Origin of the sequence: Variovorax sp. N23, from assembly GCF_025486315.1 — a bacterium.
Classification (GTDB): domain Bacteria; phylum Pseudomonadota; class Gammaproteobacteria; order Burkholderiales; family Burkholderiaceae_C; genus Variovorax.
In genome coordinates this window covers 382,331-398,796 of the sequence record NZ_JAOOPY010000002.1, presented here as the reverse complement: position 1 = coordinate 398,796, position 16,466 = coordinate 382,331, and the positions used below count along the sequence as shown (strand labels likewise).

The 16,466-nt window shown below is 68.6% G+C and carries 17 protein-coding genes; 10 read left to right on the top strand and 7 right to left on the bottom strand.

The features are described 5' to 3' along the window. The first annotated feature begins 106 nt into the window (after nucleotides 1–106). Nucleotides 107–1,225 (top strand): hypothetical protein, encoded by a 1,119-nt coding sequence (locus N8A90_RS04815; RefSeq protein WP_262073507.1) that lies wholly within the window; start codon nucleotides 107–109, stop codon nucleotides 1,223–1,225. A 98-nt stretch (nucleotides 1,226–1,323) separates the two neighbouring features. Here the strand turns inward: N8A90_RS04815 and N8A90_RS04810 are convergent, their stop codons facing one another. The 6 genes from N8A90_RS04810 to ruvB all read right to left on the bottom strand — a co-directional run bounded on the left by N8A90_RS04810 (nucleotide 1,324) and on the right by ruvB (nucleotide 6,595). After that, complete coding sequence (locus N8A90_RS04810; RefSeq protein ID WP_262073506.1) at nucleotides 1,324–2,508, bottom strand: glycosyltransferase; 1,185 nt, start codon at nucleotides 2,506–2,508, stop codon at nucleotides 1,324–1,326. Next, entirely contained in the window at nucleotides 2,505–3,380 is an 876-nt protein-coding gene (locus N8A90_RS04805; protein WP_262073505.1) for a UDP-2,3-diacylglucosamine diphosphatase, read from the bottom strand. Before N8A90_RS04805 ends, N8A90_RS04810 begins: the two co-directional genes overlap by 4 nt. A gap of 96 nt (nucleotides 3,381–3,476) precedes the next feature. Then, the gene (locus N8A90_RS04800) at nucleotides 3,477–4,250 is read right to left on the bottom strand and encodes a hypothetical protein (protein ID WP_262073504.1); all 774 of its coding nucleotides are present in this window, start codon (nucleotides 4,248–4,250) and stop codon (nucleotides 3,477–3,479) included. 18 nt (nucleotides 4,251–4,268) lie between these two features. Beyond that, on the bottom strand, nucleotides 4,269–4,460 hold the full coding sequence (locus N8A90_RS04795; protein ID WP_262073503.1) for a hypothetical protein: 192 nt from the start codon (nucleotides 4,458–4,460) through the stop codon (nucleotides 4,269–4,271). Between the two features lie 82 nt (nucleotides 4,461–4,542). Further along, nucleotides 4,543–5,529 (bottom strand): CDF family Co(II)/Ni(II) efflux transporter DmeF, encoded by a 987-nt coding sequence (dmeF, locus tag N8A90_RS04790; RefSeq protein WP_262073502.1) that lies wholly within the window; start codon nucleotides 5,527–5,529, stop codon nucleotides 4,543–4,545. 10 nt (nucleotides 5,530–5,539) lie between these two features. Continuing rightward, the gene (gene ruvB, locus N8A90_RS04785; RefSeq protein ID WP_262073501.1) at nucleotides 5,540–6,595 is read right to left on the bottom strand and encodes a Holliday junction branch migration DNA helicase RuvB; all 1,056 of its coding nucleotides are present in this window, start codon (nucleotides 6,593–6,595) and stop codon (nucleotides 5,540–5,542) included. Between the two features lie 116 nt (nucleotides 6,596–6,711). On the opposite strand from ruvB, the gene N8A90_RS04780 reads away from it, so the two are divergent. The 7 genes from N8A90_RS04780 to N8A90_RS04750 are packed head-to-tail and all read left to right on the top strand — an operon-like array spanning nucleotide 6,712 to nucleotide 14,410. Next, nucleotides 6,712–7,329 (top strand): CDP-alcohol phosphatidyltransferase family protein, encoded by a 618-nt coding sequence (locus N8A90_RS04780; RefSeq protein ID WP_262073500.1) that lies wholly within the window; start codon nucleotides 6,712–6,714, stop codon nucleotides 7,327–7,329. A 10-nt stretch (nucleotides 7,330–7,339) separates the two neighbouring features. Then, a complete protein-coding gene (locus N8A90_RS04775; RefSeq protein WP_262073499.1) occupies nucleotides 7,340–9,100 on the top strand; it encodes a bifunctional alpha/beta hydrolase/class I SAM-dependent methyltransferase in 1,761 nt (586 codons plus the stop codon). A gap of 1 nt (nucleotide 9,101) precedes the next feature. Continuing rightward, entirely contained in the window at nucleotides 9,102–10,430 is a 1,329-nt protein-coding gene (locus N8A90_RS04770; RefSeq protein WP_262073498.1) for a phosphatase PAP2/dual specificity phosphatase family protein, read from the top strand. Then, nucleotides 10,427–10,861 (top strand): hypothetical protein, encoded by a 435-nt coding sequence (locus tag N8A90_RS04765; protein WP_262073497.1) that lies wholly within the window; start codon nucleotides 10,427–10,429, stop codon nucleotides 10,859–10,861. The genes N8A90_RS04770 and N8A90_RS04765 overlap by 4 nt, the downstream gene beginning before the upstream one ends. A 38-nt stretch (nucleotides 10,862–10,899) precedes the next feature. After that, nucleotides 10,900–11,583 carry a lysophospholipid acyltransferase family protein gene (locus N8A90_RS04760; RefSeq protein WP_262073496.1) on the top strand — a complete coding sequence of 228 codons (684 nt, stop codon included), beginning with the start codon at nucleotides 10,900–10,902 and terminating at the stop codon, nucleotides 11,581–11,583. After that, nucleotides 11,580–12,533: a phosphatidate cytidylyltransferase gene (locus N8A90_RS04755; protein ID WP_262073495.1), complete on the top strand. Its 954-nt coding sequence runs from the start codon at nucleotides 11,580–11,582 to the stop codon at nucleotides 12,531–12,533. Before N8A90_RS04760 ends, N8A90_RS04755 begins: the two co-directional genes overlap by 4 nt. Further along, nucleotides 12,530–14,410: a potassium transporter Kup gene (locus tag N8A90_RS04750; protein ID WP_262073494.1), complete on the top strand. Its 1,881-nt coding sequence runs from the start codon at nucleotides 12,530–12,532 to the stop codon at nucleotides 14,408–14,410. Before N8A90_RS04755 ends, N8A90_RS04750 begins: the two co-directional genes overlap by 4 nt. A 45-nt stretch (nucleotides 14,411–14,455) precedes the next feature. On the opposite strand, the gene ruvA is transcribed toward N8A90_RS04750, so the two are convergent. Then, nucleotides 14,456–15,028, bottom strand: a complete 573-nt coding sequence (gene ruvA / locus N8A90_RS04745; RefSeq protein WP_262073493.1) for a Holliday junction branch migration protein RuvA — start codon at nucleotides 15,026–15,028, stop codon at nucleotides 14,456–14,458. A 30-nt stretch (nucleotides 15,029–15,058) separates the two neighbouring features. Between ruvA and N8A90_RS04740 the strand changes: the two genes are divergently transcribed. Both N8A90_RS04740 and ybeY read left to right on the top strand, forming a co-directional pair. Beyond that, nucleotides 15,059–16,006: a PhoH family protein gene (locus N8A90_RS04740; protein ID WP_262073492.1), complete on the top strand. Its 948-nt coding sequence runs from the start codon at nucleotides 15,059–15,061 to the stop codon at nucleotides 16,004–16,006. Further along, nucleotides 16,006–16,464, top strand: coding sequence for an rRNA maturation RNase YbeY (gene ybeY / locus N8A90_RS04735; RefSeq protein ID WP_262073491.1), 459 nt, complete (start codon nucleotides 16,006–16,008; stop codon nucleotides 16,462–16,464). The genes N8A90_RS04740 and ybeY overlap by 1 nt, the downstream gene beginning before the upstream one ends. The last annotated feature ends 2 nt before the right edge of the window (nucleotides 16,465–16,466 follow it).

The window sequence follows — 16,466 nt, the reverse complement described above, 5'->3', positions numbered from 1 at the left end:
TGTAGAGCCGCCCAAAAGCGGAGCCGCCCCCCGATTTGAGAAGCTTGTTGCGTCGTTGGTCTTGGCGCAGCCGTGGCCGGGCCTCAACTCTGAATGTAGGGGGGAGTTGGCTTACCAAGCCAAGCCTGAAAGTCAAAAGCAACTCTACCGATTCACGCTGCGAAATCTGCCCGACGAGCCGATTGACCGCATCAACGAACTGCTCAAAGCTCATAACGTCACCTTAGAGCCTCGATTCACTCATGCGCCACATAAGTTTGGCGTTCTAGAGATTGAGATACCTACCGAACGCTTGCGTAGTCTCTACTTCACCGAGCGCGTCCACCTGCCAGCGGATACCGCAGAGCTGGTCGCCAGCCACGCAGCGCAGAACCTCTGCGAAAGTCGGCGGTCGACACGCGAAGGGCCGGACATCCGGTGGCTGATCCAATGTGCACCCCTCTACACGTCGCACTTCGTCGTCGAGTTTTCAAATCGAGTCATTGATGCCTTTCGGCTTGAATATGGCAGGGTACCGGTTTCGTCAACGTTGGAAGGCTACTGGCGCGAGCCGACCGCTTTTTTCGGCCGTGAAGCTAACGGCACCGACCACTTCCTTGGCTTTGCCAGCCTAGCAAATCAGCAACACACCCCTGTTCCAGCCGAGTGGTTTGCTGATTCGCTTAGCCGCTACGACGCAGACGCTCACTCTTCAACTTTCTTGCTCAGAACCGCGCTCAGGCGCGTGGCCGATCTCGTGGCGCTTGGGTTCCACGCCGAAGCGCTCGCACCTCTGAACGCGTTTCTTGAGGTGTTGGTATCGGAGAGCCTGATCTATGTCTCAGGAAGCGCCCACCATCTTGCGCAGCATGTTTCTCGGATGGGCCACGCGGCAAGGTTGAGGCTGTTTACAGAGCTCGCGGAGGCCGACCTTCTGCCGATCTGGTACGGGGAAGCGTTCATACGATCCCTTGATGCCGCGCGGAAGATCTACCAGCACCGCAACGCATACGTGCACAACTTGCTTCTCCCGGATGTGATTGGTCGCCCAACCCTCCTTGATCGACGCGCGATGGAAGCGCTCTTTTTCTGCTTTATCGATTTCCATGAGCAACAGCAAGTGCTCCAACGTTTCCAGTCTATTGCGCAGGACACAGGCCTGATCCGCGCCTTCATCGTCGGCAAGATAGAGGTGAGTTACAAGGCCGCACAGCTCAAAGGAGCTGCCGATGACCAAGCCTTTTAGTGAAATCCGATCGCCCCAGGTTTTGTCCCGGAAGCGGCCCACTTCGCGGCCTTGATCCATATGAAGGCACGGAAGCGAGAACTCTCAAGCATCAAGGCCTAGAAGACTTTCGAGTGTGGTTCGATCGGTAGAACATCAAGCGCAACGGTCGGTGCTTCCGACTGATTCAAAACTTGCGCCAAGACCCCCGGCAACTCGAACACCGCCCGGTTGTGCATCCGCTCCGTCGCCGCCCGGTAGCGCGGCAAGTCCCGCACCAGCTCCGCCACCGCGCGATCGACCTTCGCGAAGCTAGTCAGCACCACGCCCACGCCGTTCTCCTGCACCCACTGCGCGTTGTAGCGTTCCTGCGGCAGGGTCCAGCGGTTGCGCACGACGATCACGGGCAGGTGCATCTGCACCGCTTCGCTCAGGCTGCCGGGGCCGGGCTTGCCGATGAAGAAGTCGGCCAGGTGCATGGTGCGCGCGACGTCGGGCGTGAAGCCCAGCACCAGCCGCGGTGCGCGTGCGGGCAAGGCACGCAGCGCGTCGGCCAGGGCCGTGTTGTGGCCGCAGGCCAGGATGAGCTGTGTGTCGGGCAGGCGCTTGGCGATGCCGAGCATGGCCTTGGAGCCCTGCCCGCCGAACAGCACGATGCCGGTCGGGCGGTCGGGGTCCAGGCCCAGGCGGCGGCGTTCGGCGGCGCGGTCGGCCGGGGGCGGCGCGTAGAAGTCGTCGCGCAGCAGCATGCCGGAGCTGGCGTGGATGTGCGTCGCGGGCAGGCCGGCGTCGCGCGCCTGCTGCACCGCGTGGGCCGAGCCGCAAACGACGTGCTGGTCGATGCCCTTCTCGATCCAGAAGCGCGGCGGGTGGTCGGCCAGGTCGGTCAGCACGGTGACGAAGGGCACGCCGGGCAGCGCGCTGGCCAGCGACTCGCGCAGGCCGCGGTTGAAGTTGGGGATCATCGAGACGACGAGGTCGGGCTCGGTGGCCAGCCAGTGCTGCTGCAGCAGGCGCACGGTGGGCCCGTGCCACCAGCGGATCATGGCCTGCAGCAGCTTCAGCTCCTGCGCGAGGCCGACCGTCCAGCCGCGGGCGATGCGCTTGTTGTAGTAGTCCTCGGGCTCCATGCCCGTCATGCGGCGAAAGCGCTGCGCGGGGTCGAGCACTTCGCGCAGGTTGACGAGGCGCACCGTCCACGGCAGGCCGGCGCGCGCGATGGCCGCCTTGAGCGCGATGGCCGATGCGCGGTGGCCGCCGCCGGCGTCGAAGTAGACGAGGTCGACCGTGCGTTGGCCGCTCATGCGGGCACCGCGCGCTTGCGGTCGCCGCGTCGCACGCGCGCGATCACGGGCATGTGCTCGGCCCAGCGGACGATCTCGAGCGTGCCGTCGGCACGCTCGCCCAGCGCCGTGAGGCTCTCGACCCAGTCGCCGTCGTTGCAGTACAGGATGCCGTCGATGTCGCGCATCTCGGCGTGGTGGATGTGGCCGCACACCACGCCCTGCACGCCGCGCTTGCGCGCCTCGCGCGCCACGGCGGTCTCGAAGTCGCCGACGTAGCTGACGGCGCGCTTCACCTTGAGCTTGAGGTACTGCGACAGCGACCAGTAGGGCAGGCCCATGCGGGCGCGCAGCGAGTTGAGGTGGCGGTTGAGCCGCAGCGTGAATTCGTAGAGCGAGTCGCCCACGTGGGCCAGCCACTTGGCGCACTGGATGACGCCGTCGAACAGGTCGCCGTGCATCACCCACAGCTTGCGGCCGTCGGCCGTCTCGTGCACCCAGTCCTCCACCACCTCGATGCCGCCGAAGTCGTGGTTGACGTACTTGCGGGCGAACTCGTCGTGGTTGCCCGGCACGAAGATCACGCGCGTGCCCTTGCGCGCCTTGCGCAGCAGCTTCTGGATCACGTCGTTGTGCGTCTGCGGCCAGTACCACTGCCGCCGCAGCTGCCAGCCGTCGATGATGTCGCCGACCAGGAAGAGCGTCTCGCACTCGGTGTGCTTGAGGAAGTCGAGCAGCGCGGCGGCCTGGCAGCCGGGCGTGCCCAGGTGCAGGTCCGAGATCCACAGCGTGCGGTAGCGCAGCGGCGGACGCGTCGCATCGTCATCGGCCGTGTCGTGTGACAGGGCCGTGGTGTCGCGCCATGCGCGAAGAAAGGCGTCGTCGCGTTGCATGGGAACGCAGCGTCGTCGACGCGCGTGTCGGCGCCGTGGCGACGGCGTGACGCTTCGGTGACGTGGCGCGCACGCCACCTGCGCCTAGGTGGCTGCTCAGGCAGCCGGCGGCGGTTCGGGCTCTTCTTCCAGCCGCAGGTACTGGATGTTCAGCGTGATCGCCTCGGCATAGCGCAGTACGAAGTAGTCGCCCTCGACCGGGTAGAAGCGCTCTTCGCCGGCCGGGTCACCCGGCGCGGCGTCGAGCGCCTTGTCGCCGCTGAGCGGGCGGCGGCCGACGCCCTGCAGCACCAGGCGGTCGAGCGCGCCGTCGGGCGTGAAATAGAAATCTTCGAGAAAGCCCTGATACAGCACGGGCTGGCCGGCGACGTCGACGACGGCGGCCACCTTGATCAGGTCGGGCAGCTCGGCGCGCTCGAAATCGGCGCCCGTCAGCAGGTAGTACCAGGGCGCGTCGTGGAAGCGTGCGACGGGTGCCAGCCAGTGGCCGAGCCGGTCGAGCCGGCGCCAGGTGATCAGCGAACGCAGCAGCGTGGGCGCCACGACGCTCGCGGCCAGCAGGGTGCCGAAGTAGCGCACCACCGGCCCGGCCAGCGCGCCGACGCTGGCCACGGCCGCGGTCTGCGTCAGCGGGCTCGACGAGAGCAGGCCCAGCAGCAGGTCGAAGCGGATGAGTTCACCGAGGAAGAGCCACGCCCCGAAGAGCCAGAGGCCGTGCAGCAGGCAGGCCCAGAGCACGGCTTCGGCGACGACCCGGCCGAAGGGCGCGTAGTCGAGGGCGGTGCGCTCGGCGCGCTTGAAGCGGCTGCGAAAGACGAAACCGGGGAGAACGAGCAGGAAGATGACCAGCGCCGGCAGCGCGACGTTCATCGCGGTCAGCGGGCGGCGTCAGGCCGCCTTGGGGACGACCACGGCGGTCAGGCGGCGCACCGTGGCGCCTTCGCGCAGCAGGATGGTGGCCTCGCGCACGTCGGTCTCGACGCCGCGGCGGCTCGCCAGCGACACGACCTGGCGCAGCTGCGTGCGCGCCTGGTTGTCGGCCAGGACTTTCTTGGCGAGGGGGCTCTGAAGCGCTTTCATGACGGTTCCGTTCGATGAGGGCGGCAATGAGCCGGATAGTGCCAGAAGCGACGCCGGATCACCACCGGCAACGGTCCTTCGCTCAGGCGGCGCGGGGCCGCTCGTCGCCCGCGCAACGCTGGATTTCGACCGTGGAGTGCACGATTTCCTCGTGCATCGAGAAGGTCGCCCGCACGGCGTCGGCATCGAGGGTCGGCGAGTGCGTCACGACCGTCAGGGCGCACGAATAGGCGTTGCGGCCGACTCGCCAGACATGCAGGTCGGCCACGCGGGTGTGCGAGTCGGCCAGGCCTTGCTCGACGCCTTCGCGGATCTCGTCGACCACCGGGTGGTCCATCTCGCGGTCGAGCAGCACGCGGCCGGTCTGCAGCAGCAGGCCCTTGGCCCACACCGCCACCAGCACGGCACCGACGATGCCCATCAGCGGGTCGAGCCAACGCCAGCCCATCAGCCAGCCGCCGACCAGCGCCGCGATGGCGAGCACCGAGGTGGCGGCGTCGGCAATGACGTGGAGGTAGGCGGATCGGAGGTTCAGGTCTTCGCCATGCGCGTGGGCGTGACCATGCGAATGACCGTGTGCGTGTGCATGGTCATGGCCGTGGTCGTGCCCGTGGTGCGCGCCGCCCAGCAGCCGCGCGCAGACCAGGTTGACCAGCAGCCCGATGATGGCCACCACGACTGCTTCGCGGTAGTGGATGGGCTCGGGTGACCAGAGCCGCTCCAGCGAACCGACCACCATCAGCGCGGCGATGCCCAGCAGGAAGAGCGCGCTGGCGAAGCCGGCCAGCACCTCGATCTTCCAGGTGCCGAAGGCGAAGCGCGGGTCGGCCGCGTAGCGCCGCACCGCCGCATAGGCGAAGGCGCTCAGGCCGATGGCAAAGGCATGCGAGCTCATGTGCCAGCCGTCGGCCAGCAGTGCCATCGAGTTGAACCACCAGCCGGCGCCGATCTCCAGCACCATCGTGGCGGCGGTGATCCACATCACCAGGCGCGTGCTGCGCTCGGCGCCGTGGCTTTCGGTGTCGAAGCGGTGGTGGTGTTTCCAGCGACTCAGGTCATGGGTATGCATGGCGGTGCTTTCAGGTGCCGAACATGTCGCCGTCCCGCGTCGGCGGCGCCACGCCCAGGTGTCGGTACGCAGCCAGGGTGGCGATGCGCCCCCGCGGCGTGCGCTGCAGGTAGCCCTGCTGGATGAGATAGGGCTCGATCACGTCCTCGATGGTGCCCGACTCCTCGCCGATGCTGGCGGCGATGTTGTCCAGGCCGACCGGGCCGCCGTCGAAGCGGTGGATGACGGCCTCGAGCAGCTTGCGGTCCATCAGGTCGAAGCCTTGCGGGTCGACGTCGAGCATGGCGAGCGCCTTGTGGGCGATGTCTTCGGTGATGCGGCCGTCGCCCTTGACGTCGGCGTAGTCGCGCACGCGGCGCAGCAGGCGGTTGGCGATGCGCGGCGTGCCGCGCGAGCGGCGGGCGATCTCGAAGCCGCCGGCCGGGTCCATCGGCGCGTTGAGCAGGCCGGCGCTGCGGGTGACGATGCGGCCCAGCTCTTCGGCCGTGTAGAACTCCAGCCGCGAGACGATGCCGAAGCGGTCGCGCAGCGGGTTGGTCAGCATACCGGCGCGGGTGGTGGCGCCGACCAGGGTGAAGGGCTGCAGGTCGAGCTTGATGCTGCGGGCCGCGGGGCCTTCGCCGATCATGATGTCGATCTGGTAATCCTCCAGCGCGGGGTAGAGGATTTCCTCGACGACCGGGCTCAGCCGGTGGATCTCGTCGATGAAGAGCACGTCGTTCGGCTCGAGGTTGGTCAGGAGCGCGGCCAGGTCCTTCGGCTTCTCCAGCACCGGGCCGGAGGTCTGGCGCAGGTTCACGCCGAGTTCGGCGGCGATGATGTGGCTGAGCGTGGTCTTGCCCAGGCCGGGCGGGCCGAACAGCAGCACGTGGTCGAGCGCCTCGCCGCGCTTGCGGGCCGCGCCGATGAATATCTCCAGCTGCTCGCGCACCTTGACCTGGCCGACGTAGTCGTCGAGCAGCTTGGGCCGCAAGGCCCGCTCGATCGCCTCTTCCTTGGGCGAAGCAGGCGCGGCGGAGACCACGCGGGGCGGGGCGGGGGCGAAGTCGTCGGTCTGGATGGTCATGGGAGGCTAGGCTGAAGGAACAGTTTAGTCGGCCGAATGGCCGCACCGGGGTCGCCCGCGGCCGGCGACCACAACACCCTGGGGCAGAATGCCCCTCCCAAGGAGGAGCCGTCCAAGTGAGCATCTATGAACTGAAGCCACGCTTCCAGGCGCTGCTCCGGCCGCTCGTGGTGCGACTGCACGCCGCAGGCGTGACCGCCAACCAGGTGACGCTGGCGGCCTGCGTGATCTCGGTGGCGCTCGGGCTGTGGCTCTTCTTCGCCGCGCCGCATGCCGGTTACTTCGCCCTGATCCCGCTCTGGATGTTCCTGCGCATGGCCTTCAACGCGATCGACGGCATGCTGGCGCGCGAACACGGCCAGCAGAGCGCCCTGGGCGCCTTCCTCAACGAGCTGACCGACGTGCTCTCCGACGCAGCGCTGTACCTGCCCTTCGCGCTCGTCGCGCCCTTCCACCCCTTCTGGGTCGGCACGGTGATCGTGCTGGCCGGCCTCAGCGAATTCACGGGCGCACTGGGCCCCACGGTCGGCGCCTCGCGCCGCTACGACGGCCCGCTGGGCAAGAGCGACCGCGCCTTCGTCTTCGGCGCGCTCGGGCTCTATGTCGCGCTGGGCTGGCCGCTGCCGGTCTGGGCAGGCTGGCTGATGCCGCTGCTCGCCGCGCTCGTCGCCTGGACCATCGTCAACCGCATCCGGCGCGCGCTGGCCGAAGCCGGCGCGCACCCCACTCTCTGAATCGAACCTCATGACCCAGCCTCGCGTTCCGCACGAGCACCACTTCACCACGCACGACGGCGTCTCGCTGTTCTACCGCCACTGGCCGGCCACCGGCGCCCTCCGTCGCGGTGCCATCCTGCTGTTCCACCGCGGCCACGAGCACGGCGCGCGCATGGCGCATCTGGTCGACGAGCTCGACCTGCCCGATTTCGACTTCTTCGCCTGGGACGCCCGCGGCCACGGCCAGTCGCCCGGTGCGCGCGGCCACAGCCCCAGTTTCGCGACCTCGGTGCGCGACGTGCAGACCTTCGTCGACCACATCGGCAGCGCGCACGGCGTGCGGGAGAGGGACCAGTACGTCATCGCGCAGAGCGTCGGCGCGGTGCTGATCTCGACCTGGGCGCACGACTACGCGCCCAAGGTGCGCGGCCTGACGCTCGCGTCGCCGGCGTTCCAGGTCAAGCTCTACGTGCCCTTCGCGCGCGCCGGCCTCGGGCTGATGCACAAGCTGCGCGGGCTGTTCTTCGTCAACAGCTACGTCAAGGCGAAGTTCCTCACGCACGACCCGGAACGCATCGCCAGCTACGAGCGCGACCCGCTCATCTCGCGGCCGATCGCGGTGAACATCCTGCTCGACCTGTACACGGCGGCCGACCGCGTGGTGGCCGATGCCAACGCGATCACGCTGCCGGTGCAGCTGTTGATTTCCGGCGCCGACTGGGTGGTGCACCACAAGCCCCAGCACACCTTCTTCGAGCGGCTCGGCAGCGCGATCAAGACCAAGACGGTGCTGCCCGGCTTCTTCCACGACACGCTGGGCGAGCGCGACCGCGCACCGGTGGTGGCGTCGATCCGCGAGTTCATCCTGCAGCGCTTCGACGCGCCGACGCCACCGGTCGACCTGCGCGAGGCGCACCTGCACGGCGCGACGGCCGACGAATCGCGCGCGCTCGCCGCGCCCCTGTCGCCCTGGTCGCCACGCGGCGCCTACTGGGCGATGACGCGCGCCAGCCTGCGCTTCGGCGGGCTCTTGTCCCGCGGCGTCAAGCTGGGGCACGACACCGGCTTCGACTCGGGCAGCACGCTCGACTACGTCTACCGCAACGCGCCGGAGGGCAAGGGCGCGCTGGGCCGCTCGATCGACAAGACCTACCTTGAGTCCATCGGCTGGCGCGGCATCCGCCAGCGCAAGGTCCATGTCGAGGAACTGATCCGCGAAGCGATGGAGCGGCTGGCCGAGCAGCAGCGCGAGGTGCGCGTGATGGACATCGCCGCCGGCCATGGCCGCTATGTGCTCGACGCGGTGCAGGCCAGTCCGGTGAAGGCCAGCTCGATCCTGCTGCGCGACTACAGCGACATCAATGTGCGCGACGGCACCAGGCTGATCGCCGAGAAGGAACTGCAGGACGTTGCCAAGTTCGTGCAGGCCGACGCCTTCGACCGCATCAGCCTCGCGACCGTGACGCCGCGGCCGACGCTGGCCGTGGTCTCGGGCCTGTACGAACTCTTCCCCGACAACGAGATGGTGCGCCGCTCGCTGGCCGGCGTCGGCGATGCGGTGGAAGACCGCGGCTACCTGGTCTACACCGGCCAGCCGTGGCACCCGCAGCTGGAGATGATCGCGCGCGCGCTGACCAGCCACCGCCAGGGCGAGGCCTGGGTGATGCGCCGCCGCACGCAGGCCGAAATGGATCAGCTGGTGGAAGAAGCCGGCTTCCGCAAGATCGCCCAGCGCGTGGACGAATGGGGCATCTTCACCGTGTCGCTGGCGATACGAACCGTTCAGTGAGATGAGGCGCTGGTTCGCAGAACGACCGTGGCGGCGCGCCATCGCCTGGCTCGTCTTGCTCGGGCCGCTGTTCTACGCGACCTATGGCTTCGCGAACGGGTGGGCCGCCTCGCGTGCCGTGGTGCCGACGCTGGCCTTCGGCTGGGAGCGCGGCATTCCCTTCTGGCCCTGGACCATCTTCCCGTACTGGACCATCAACGTCTTCTACGCGCTGTCGCTGTTCTTCGCGCGCGACAGGCACACGATGGACCGGCATGCGCTGCGTCTGGTCAGCGCCACCGTCATCGCGGTGAGCTGCTTCGTGGCGTGGCCGCTGCGCTTTGGCTTCGGCCAGCCGGCGGTCAGCGGCGCGCCGGCCTTTCTGTTCGACGCGCTGCGCGGCTTCGACCAGCCCTTCAACCAGGCGCCGTCGCTGCACATCGCGCTGGCCGTGATCCTGTGGGACTGGTACCGCCGCTTCATCCGCCCGCGGTGGGCGCGGGGGGTGCTGCACGGGTGGGCCTTCGCCATCTGCGCGTCGGTGCTCACCACCTGGCAGCACCACTTCATCGACATCCCGACCGGTGCGCTGCTGGGGCTGGTCTGCGTGTGGCTGTGGCCGCTGGAACGGGTGGCGTCGATCCGGCAAGGGTGGCGGGTCACGCGCGATCCGCAGCGCTGGAAGCTGGCGGGTTTGTATGGCGTCGGCGCGCTGATCCTGCTCGGTGCCGCGCTGGCCATCGGCGGACTCGGCCTCTGGCTCAGTTGGCCCGCCGCATCGCTCGCCCTGGTCGCGCTGAACTACGCGGCCCTCGGCGCCCGCGGCTTCCAGATGGACGGCCACGGCCGCATGCGATGGGCGGCGCGCTGGCTGTTCGCACCCTACCGCCTCGGCGCGGCGGTCAACGCCTGGGCCTGGACGCGGCGCCTGCCGGCGTCGGTCGAGGTGGCGCCGGGGCTGCGGCTCGGCCGCATCCCGTCGCGTGACGAATGGGCCGCGGCCGGCCAGCCGCGGCTGGTGAGCCTGTGCGCCGAACTGCAGTTGCCCGCCGTCGACGGCGCACGCTGCGTGCCGATGCTCGACCTCGTCGTGCCGCCGCCGCATCGCCTGCAGCGCGCGGCCCACGTCATCGACGCGCAGCGCCGCGCCGGACACACCGTGTGGGTGTGCTGCGCGCTCGGCTTCTCGCGCAGCGCGGCGGCGACCATCGCCTGGCTGCGGCTGCATGGCACGTCGGCCAGCCTCGGTGACGCGGAAGCGCAGGTGCGCCGAGCGCGACCGCAGATCGTGCTGCGCCGCGCCTGGCAGAACGCCCTCGACCACGCGACACGGCACACTCGCACCCCATGACCGACCACGAACGCGCCCTCTGTACCGCCACGGCCCGCCTGCTGCAGGCGGCCAGCGTGATCGCGGCCTGGGGACTGGGCCTCAGCCTCATCTCGATCGGCGTGCTGGCGCTGACGGGGCGCTCGCTCTCGATGCTGTCCTGCATGGGCTTCGGCGCGGTCGCGATCATCGGCATCTTCGAGCGCTACATGGCACTGCGGCTGCGGCTCGACGTGGGGCTGTTCGACGGCTTGGCCAGTGGCGCGATCCCGTCGCTCAGCACGCTCGACGTCGCCCTGCAGAAGCTCGGCCTGCGCCACTCGCCCGACGCGCCCCGCGCGCTGGCCGACCGGGTGCAGGGCGCGCGCCAGCTGATGCAGCGCCACGGCATCGCCGTCGCCTGCCAGAGCGCGATGTTCCTGCTGGCGCTCCTGACGCAAGACTTGCGCTGATCCCTCCCCTCTCCATCCCAACAAGAAGCGTCATTCCCATGAGTTCCCTTCCTCGCAGCGGCCTGCGCCACGCGGCCGCCGTCGTCTCGGCCTGGTCGATCGTGCTGGCCGCGCGGCTGCTGACCGGCGTGCGCGCCATCTGGTCGGGCACCACGCCCAAGGCCGAGCAGACGCTGTACTTCGCCAACCACACGAGCCACGGCGACTTCGTGCTGCTGTGGGCCACGCTGCCGGCCGACCTGCGCGCCCTCACGCGGCCGGTGGCGGGGCAGGACTACTGGGAGGCGTCGTCGATGCGGCGCTTCATCGGCGTGGACGTGTTCAACGCGCTGATGATCCGTCGCGACGGCGGCACTGCCGCGGGCGCGCCCAACCCGGTCGAGCAGATGACCGAGGCGCTGCAGTCCGGCGACTCGCTCATCATGTTTCCCGAAGGCACGCGCAACACCGGCGACGACATCCTGCTGCCATTGAAGAGCGGGCTGTTCCACCTGGCGCGCGCCTGCCCGCAGGTGCGGCTGGTGCCGGTATGGATCGAGAACCTCAAGCGCGTGCTGCCCAAGGGCACGCTGGTGCCGATCCCGCTGGCCTGCACGGTGCGCTACGGCGCGCCGCTGGTACTGGCCGAGGGCGAAGACAAGAACGCCTTCATCGCGCGCGCCCGCGCCGCGATGCTCGACTTGCGCCCCGAATACGACAAGGCAGAGGACGCCCGCGCATGACCATCTCCGCCTCGACCCACACCACGCTGATGCTCTTCGGCGGCGTCTTCGGCGTGCTCGTGCTCGCCTCGGCCATCGGCGCGCTGCTGAAATGGCGCGTGGCGCACGGCCAGCCGCATTCGGTGATCGACAACCTCAACGCGCGCGTCAACGCGTGGTGGGTGATGGTGGCGGTCATCGGCCTGTCCTTCGCCTTCGGCAAGGGCGGCGTGATCGTGCTGTTCTACCTGATCTCCTTCTATGCGCTGCGCGAGTTCATGAGCCTGGCCTACACCCGGCGCGGCGACCACGCCGCCATCGCGGTGGCCTTCTTCATCGCCCTGCCGGTGCAGTACTTCCTGATCTGGATCGACTGGTATGGGCTGTACGCGATCTTCATCCCGGTCTACGCCTTCCTGGTGCTGCCCATCCTGGCGGCCGTGGGCGGCGACACGCAGCGCTTTCTCGAACGCACGTCGAAGATTCAGTGGGGGCTGATGGTCTGCGTCTTCTGCATCAGCCATGTGCCCGCGCTGCTCACGTTGCAGATTCCCGGCTTCGAGGGCCGCAACCTGCTGCTGATCGCCTTCCTGGTGATCGTGGTGCAGGGCAGCGACGTACTGCAGTACGTGTGGGGCAAGCTGCTGGGCCAACGCAAGGTCGCGCCCGAGCTGTCACCGTCGAAGACGTGGGAAGGGCTGATCGGCGGCGTGGCCAGCGCGACCGCCCTCGGCGCGGCGCTCTCCTGGGCCACGCCCTTCACACCCTGGCAGGCCGCGCTGATGGCGCTGACCATCTGCCTGATGGGCTTCTTCGGCGGCCTGGTGATGTCGGCCATCAAGCGCGACCGCGGCGTGAAGGACTGGGGCCACATGATCGAAGGCCACGGCGGCATGCTCGATCGGCTCGACTCGGTGATCTTCGCGGCGCCCGTCTACTTTCACGCGCTGCGCTACTGGTGGGTTCCATGAAAGACGGTCAGTCCGCGAAATCCGTGCTGATGGTGGCCGCCCTCGGGGTGGTCTTCGGCGACATCGGCACCTCGCCGCTCTATGCCTTCAAGGAATGCCTGAGCCCGGCCCATGGCGTCGTGCTGGACCGCAGCGCCGTGCTCGGGCTGCTGTCGCTGGTGCTGTGGGGGCTCATGCTGGTCGTCACGCTGAAGTACGTGGTGTTCGTGCTGCGCGCCGACCACGACGGCGAAGGCGGCATCCTGGCCCTGCAGGGCCTGGCCGGCCAGGCGCTCGAGAACGGCGGCGCACGACCCTGGGCCTGGAAGGCCGTCGCCGCGCTCGGGCTCGTCGGCGCCGCGATGTTCTATGGCGACAGCCTGATCACGCCGGCCATCTCGGTCCTGTCGGCGGTGGAGGGACTGGAGGTCGCCACGCCCGTGTTCAAGCCCTACGTGGTGCCGATCACACTGGTGGTCCTCATCGGGCTTTTCCTGGTGCAGCGCAAGGGCACGGCATCGGTCGGCCGGACGTTCGGCCCGGTGATGTTGCTGTGGTTCGGTGTGCTGGCCGTCTCGGGCATCGCTCACATCATCCGGAACCCGCATGTGCTCGAAGCCATCGACCCCCGCTGGGCGTTGCAGTTTCTGCTCACGCACCGGGCACAGTCGCTGGGCGTGCTGGGCGCGGTCTTTCTGGCCTTCACGGGCGGCGAGGCGCTGTATGCGGACATGGGGCACTTCGGCGCGGCGCCGATCCGCATGGCCTGGACCTTCATCGCGCTGCCGGCGCTGGTGCTCAATTACTTCGGCCAAGGCGCGCTGGTGCTGGCAGACCCGACGGCCATCGACAACCCCTTCTTCCGCCTCTTCCCGGCCTGGGCCACGCTGCCGATGGTGGTGCTGGCGGCCTGCGCGACCGTCATCGCTTCGCAGGCGGTGATTTCCGGCGCCTTCTCGATGACCGCGCACGCCATGCACATGGGCTACCTGCCGCGCATGCGCATCGTGCAGACATCCGATTCCGCCATCGGCCAGGTCTACCTGCCGACGGTGAACTGGCTGCTGATGGCGGGCGTCCTGCTGCTGGTGTTGGCCTTCCGCAGCTCCGGGGCGCTGTCGGCCGCCTATGGCATTGCGGTGTCGGTGACCATGCTGACCACCACGCTGCTGGCGGGTGTGGTGGCATGGCGCCTGTGGCGCTGGAACAGGGTGGCCGTGGGCATCGGCGTGGGCCTCTTCGCCCTCGTGGACCTGACCTTCATCACGGCCAACAGCCTGAAGATCGCCGAAGGCGGCTGGCTCACGCTGGTGGTGGCGGCAATGGTGATGTTCGTCTTCACGACCTGGGCCAAGGGCCGGCGCGTGACCGAGCAGGCGGCGGCCGAGGAGCGCATCGCACTGACGCCCTTCATCGACGCGCTGGCGGTCGACATGCCCCACCGCGTGCATGGCACCGCCGTCTTCATGACGGCCGACCCGGACAGCGTGCCGCATGCGCTGCTGCACAACCTCAAGCACAACCAGGTGCTGCACGAGCGGGTGATCATCCTGTGCGTGCGGACCCGCCCCGTTCCCCGCGTGTACCCGGCCGACCGGCTGCAGGTCGAGCAGTTGGCGCACGGCTTCTGGCGCGTGACGGCCTACCAGGGCTTCATGGAAGACCCGGCCGTCCCCGAGTACCTGCGCCTGATGGCCTACCAGCACGGGCTGAGCATCGAGTCCATGTCCACGTCGTACTTCACCTCGCGCGCATCGCTGGGCCTGGGCCGGCTGCCGGGGCTGGGTGTGCTGCGCAAGGCGCTCTTCGGCATGCTGCAGCGGAATGCGGCTCGGTCATCCGACTACTTCGGCCTGCCGGACAACCGTCTGATCGAGATCGGGCGCCGCGCCAATTGACGATGGCGGCCCGCCGGTTAGCGGCACCGTGTCGCTGCAGCGCTCCTACTTCGCCAGGGCCCGCAGCGCCAGCTTGATGCCGTCGCTCACGCTCGCATCCTTCGGCAACGCCTTCAGCGCCGCCGAGGCCTCCTTGTCGCTGTAGCCCAGCGCGATCAGCGCCTGCAGGATGTCGGCCTGCGCGTCGGTGGCGGCGTGCGCCGGCAGCGCGATGTCGGCGCCCAGCTTGCCCTTGAGTTCGAGCAGCAGGCGTTCGGCGGTCTTCTTGCCGATGCCGGGGATCTTCACCAGCCGGCCGGCGTCCTGCAGCGTGACGATCTGCGCCAGTTCGCCGACGCTCAGCCCCGACAGCACGCCCAGCGCCATGCGCGGGCCGATGCCGGAAATCTTGATGAGCTGGCGGAAAGCCGCACGCTCTTGGTGGGTGCCGAAACCGTAGAGAATCTGCGCGTCTTCGCGCACCACGAAGTGCGTCAGCAGCGACACGCGCTCGCCGGTGTGCGGCAGGTTGTAGAACGTGCTCATCGGCACGTCGACCTCGTAACCGACGCCGTTGCAGTCGACGACCACCTGCGGTGGATTGCGTTCGGCCAGCGTGCCGGTCAATTTGCCTATCATGGGTGCCCCTTCAAGAGCCGGAATTATCCTTTGATCGTTCGCCACACCTTCAAGCCCCTCAACAACGTGCGCCTCGGCCACCTGTGCGGCCCGCTCGACGAGCACCTGCGCCGCATCGAGGACACGCTGGGCGTGACGATCGCGCACCGCCACGAGCAGTTCAAGGTCGAAGGCCCGAAGGCCATCGCGGACCAGGCGATGGAGGTGCTGCAGGCGCTGTACGAGATCGCCGAGCGGCCCATCGACCCGGCCGTGGTGCAGCTCACGCTGGCCAGCGACTCGGGCATGACCGAGAGCGGCGAGGACGGCCCGATGCTGGTCACGCGCCGCGCCGACCTGCGCGCCCGCACGCCGACCCAGGCGGCCTACCTCGACCACATCGCCAAGCACGACATCACCTTCGGCATCGGCCCCGCAGGCACCGGCAAGACCTACCTGGCCGTGGCCTGCGCGGTCGATGCGCTGGAGCGCAGCGCGGTGCAGCGCATCGTGCTCACGCGCCCGGCGGTCGAAGCCGGCGAGCGACTCGGCTTTCTGCCGGGCGACCTGTCGCAGAAGGTCGACCCCTACCTGCGTCCGCTGTACGACGCGCTCTACGACCTGATGGGCTACGACAAGGTGCAGAAGGCTTTCGAGCGCAACGCGCTGGAGATCGCGCCGCTGGCCTTCATGCGCGGGCGCACGCTCAACAACGCCTTCGTGATCCTCGACGAGGCACAGAACACGACGCCCGAGCAGATGAAGATGTTCCTCACGCGCATCGGCTTCGGTGCCAAGGCGGTGGTGACGGGCGACGTGAGCCAGATCGACCTGCCCAAGTCGCAGCTGTCGGGCCTGATCGACGCCGAGCGCGTGCTCAAGCGCGTCAAGGGCATCGCCATCACGCGCTTCAGCAGCGCCGACGTGGTGCGGCACCCGCTGGTGGCGCGCATCGTCGACGCCTACGACGGGCAACGCAAGCGCAGCGGAGGCGCGTGATGGCGCTGCCGGCTCTGTCGCTGTCGTTGCAATTCGCGCGCTTCCCCGGCGTGGAGCGCCACCGTGCCGCGCTGCCGCGCCACAGCGTCACGCGCTGGATCCGGCATGCGCTGGACATCGACGGCGAGATCACCGTGCGCATCGTCGATGCGGAAGAAGGCCAGCAACTCAACCGCGAGTTCCGCGGCAAGGACTACGCGACCAACGTGCTGACCTTCGACTATGCGCAGGCGCCGATCGTGATGGCCGACCTGGTGCTGTGCGCACCGGTGGTGGCGCGCGAGGCGAGGGAAAACCGCAAGACGCTGGCCGACCATTACGCGCACCTGCTGGTGCACGGCACGCTGCATGCGCAGGGCTGGGACCACGAGACCGGCGAGGCCGACGCCGACGCGATGGAAGCGTATGAGATCGAGATCCTTGCCGAAATGGGCATCCGCAGCCCCTACGGCAAGTAGCC

Coding starts and splice junctions, on each gene's coding strand:
- N8A90_RS04765 (WP_262073497.1), top strand. CDS start 10,427: ATGACCGACCACGAACGCGCCCTCTGTACCGCCACGGCCCGCCTGCTG.
- N8A90_RS04800 (WP_262073504.1), bottom strand. CDS start 4,250: ATGAACGTCGCGCTGCCGGCGCTGGTCATCTTCCTGCTCGTTCTCCCC.
- N8A90_RS04775 (WP_262073499.1), top strand. CDS start 7,340: ATGACCCAGCCTCGCGTTCCGCACGAGCACCACTTCACCACGCACGAC.
- N8A90_RS04755 (WP_262073495.1), top strand. CDS start 11,580: ATGACCATCTCCGCCTCGACCCACACCACGCTGATGCTCTTCGGCGGC.
- dmeF (WP_262073502.1), bottom strand. CDS start 5,529: ATGCATACCCATGACCTGAGTCGCTGGAAACACCACCACCGCTTCGAC.
- ruvB (WP_262073501.1), bottom strand. CDS start 6,595: ATGACCATCCAGACCGACGACTTCGCCCCCGCCCCGCCCCGCGTGGTC.
- N8A90_RS04770 (WP_262073498.1), top strand. CDS start 9,102: ATGAGGCGCTGGTTCGCAGAACGACCGTGGCGGCGCGCCATCGCCTGG.
- N8A90_RS04760 (WP_262073496.1), top strand. CDS start 10,900: ATGAGTTCCCTTCCTCGCAGCGGCCTGCGCCACGCGGCCGCCGTCGTC.
- N8A90_RS04795 (WP_262073503.1), bottom strand. CDS start 4,460: ATGAAAGCGCTTCAGAGCCCCCTCGCCAAGAAAGTCCTGGCCGACAAC.
- N8A90_RS04805 (WP_262073505.1), bottom strand. CDS start 3,380: ATGCAACGCGACGACGCCTTTCTTCGCGCATGGCGCGACACCACGGCC.
- ruvA (WP_262073493.1), bottom strand. CDS start 15,028: ATGATAGGCAAATTGACCGGCACGCTGGCCGAACGCAATCCACCGCAG.
- ybeY (WP_262073491.1), top strand. CDS start 16,006: ATGGCGCTGCCGGCTCTGTCGCTGTCGTTGCAATTCGCGCGCTTCCCC.
- N8A90_RS04810 (WP_262073506.1), bottom strand. CDS start 2,508: ATGAGCGGCCAACGCACGGTCGACCTCGTCTACTTCGACGCCGGCGGC.
- N8A90_RS04750 (WP_262073494.1), top strand. CDS start 12,530: ATGAAAGACGGTCAGTCCGCGAAATCCGTGCTGATGGTGGCCGCCCTC.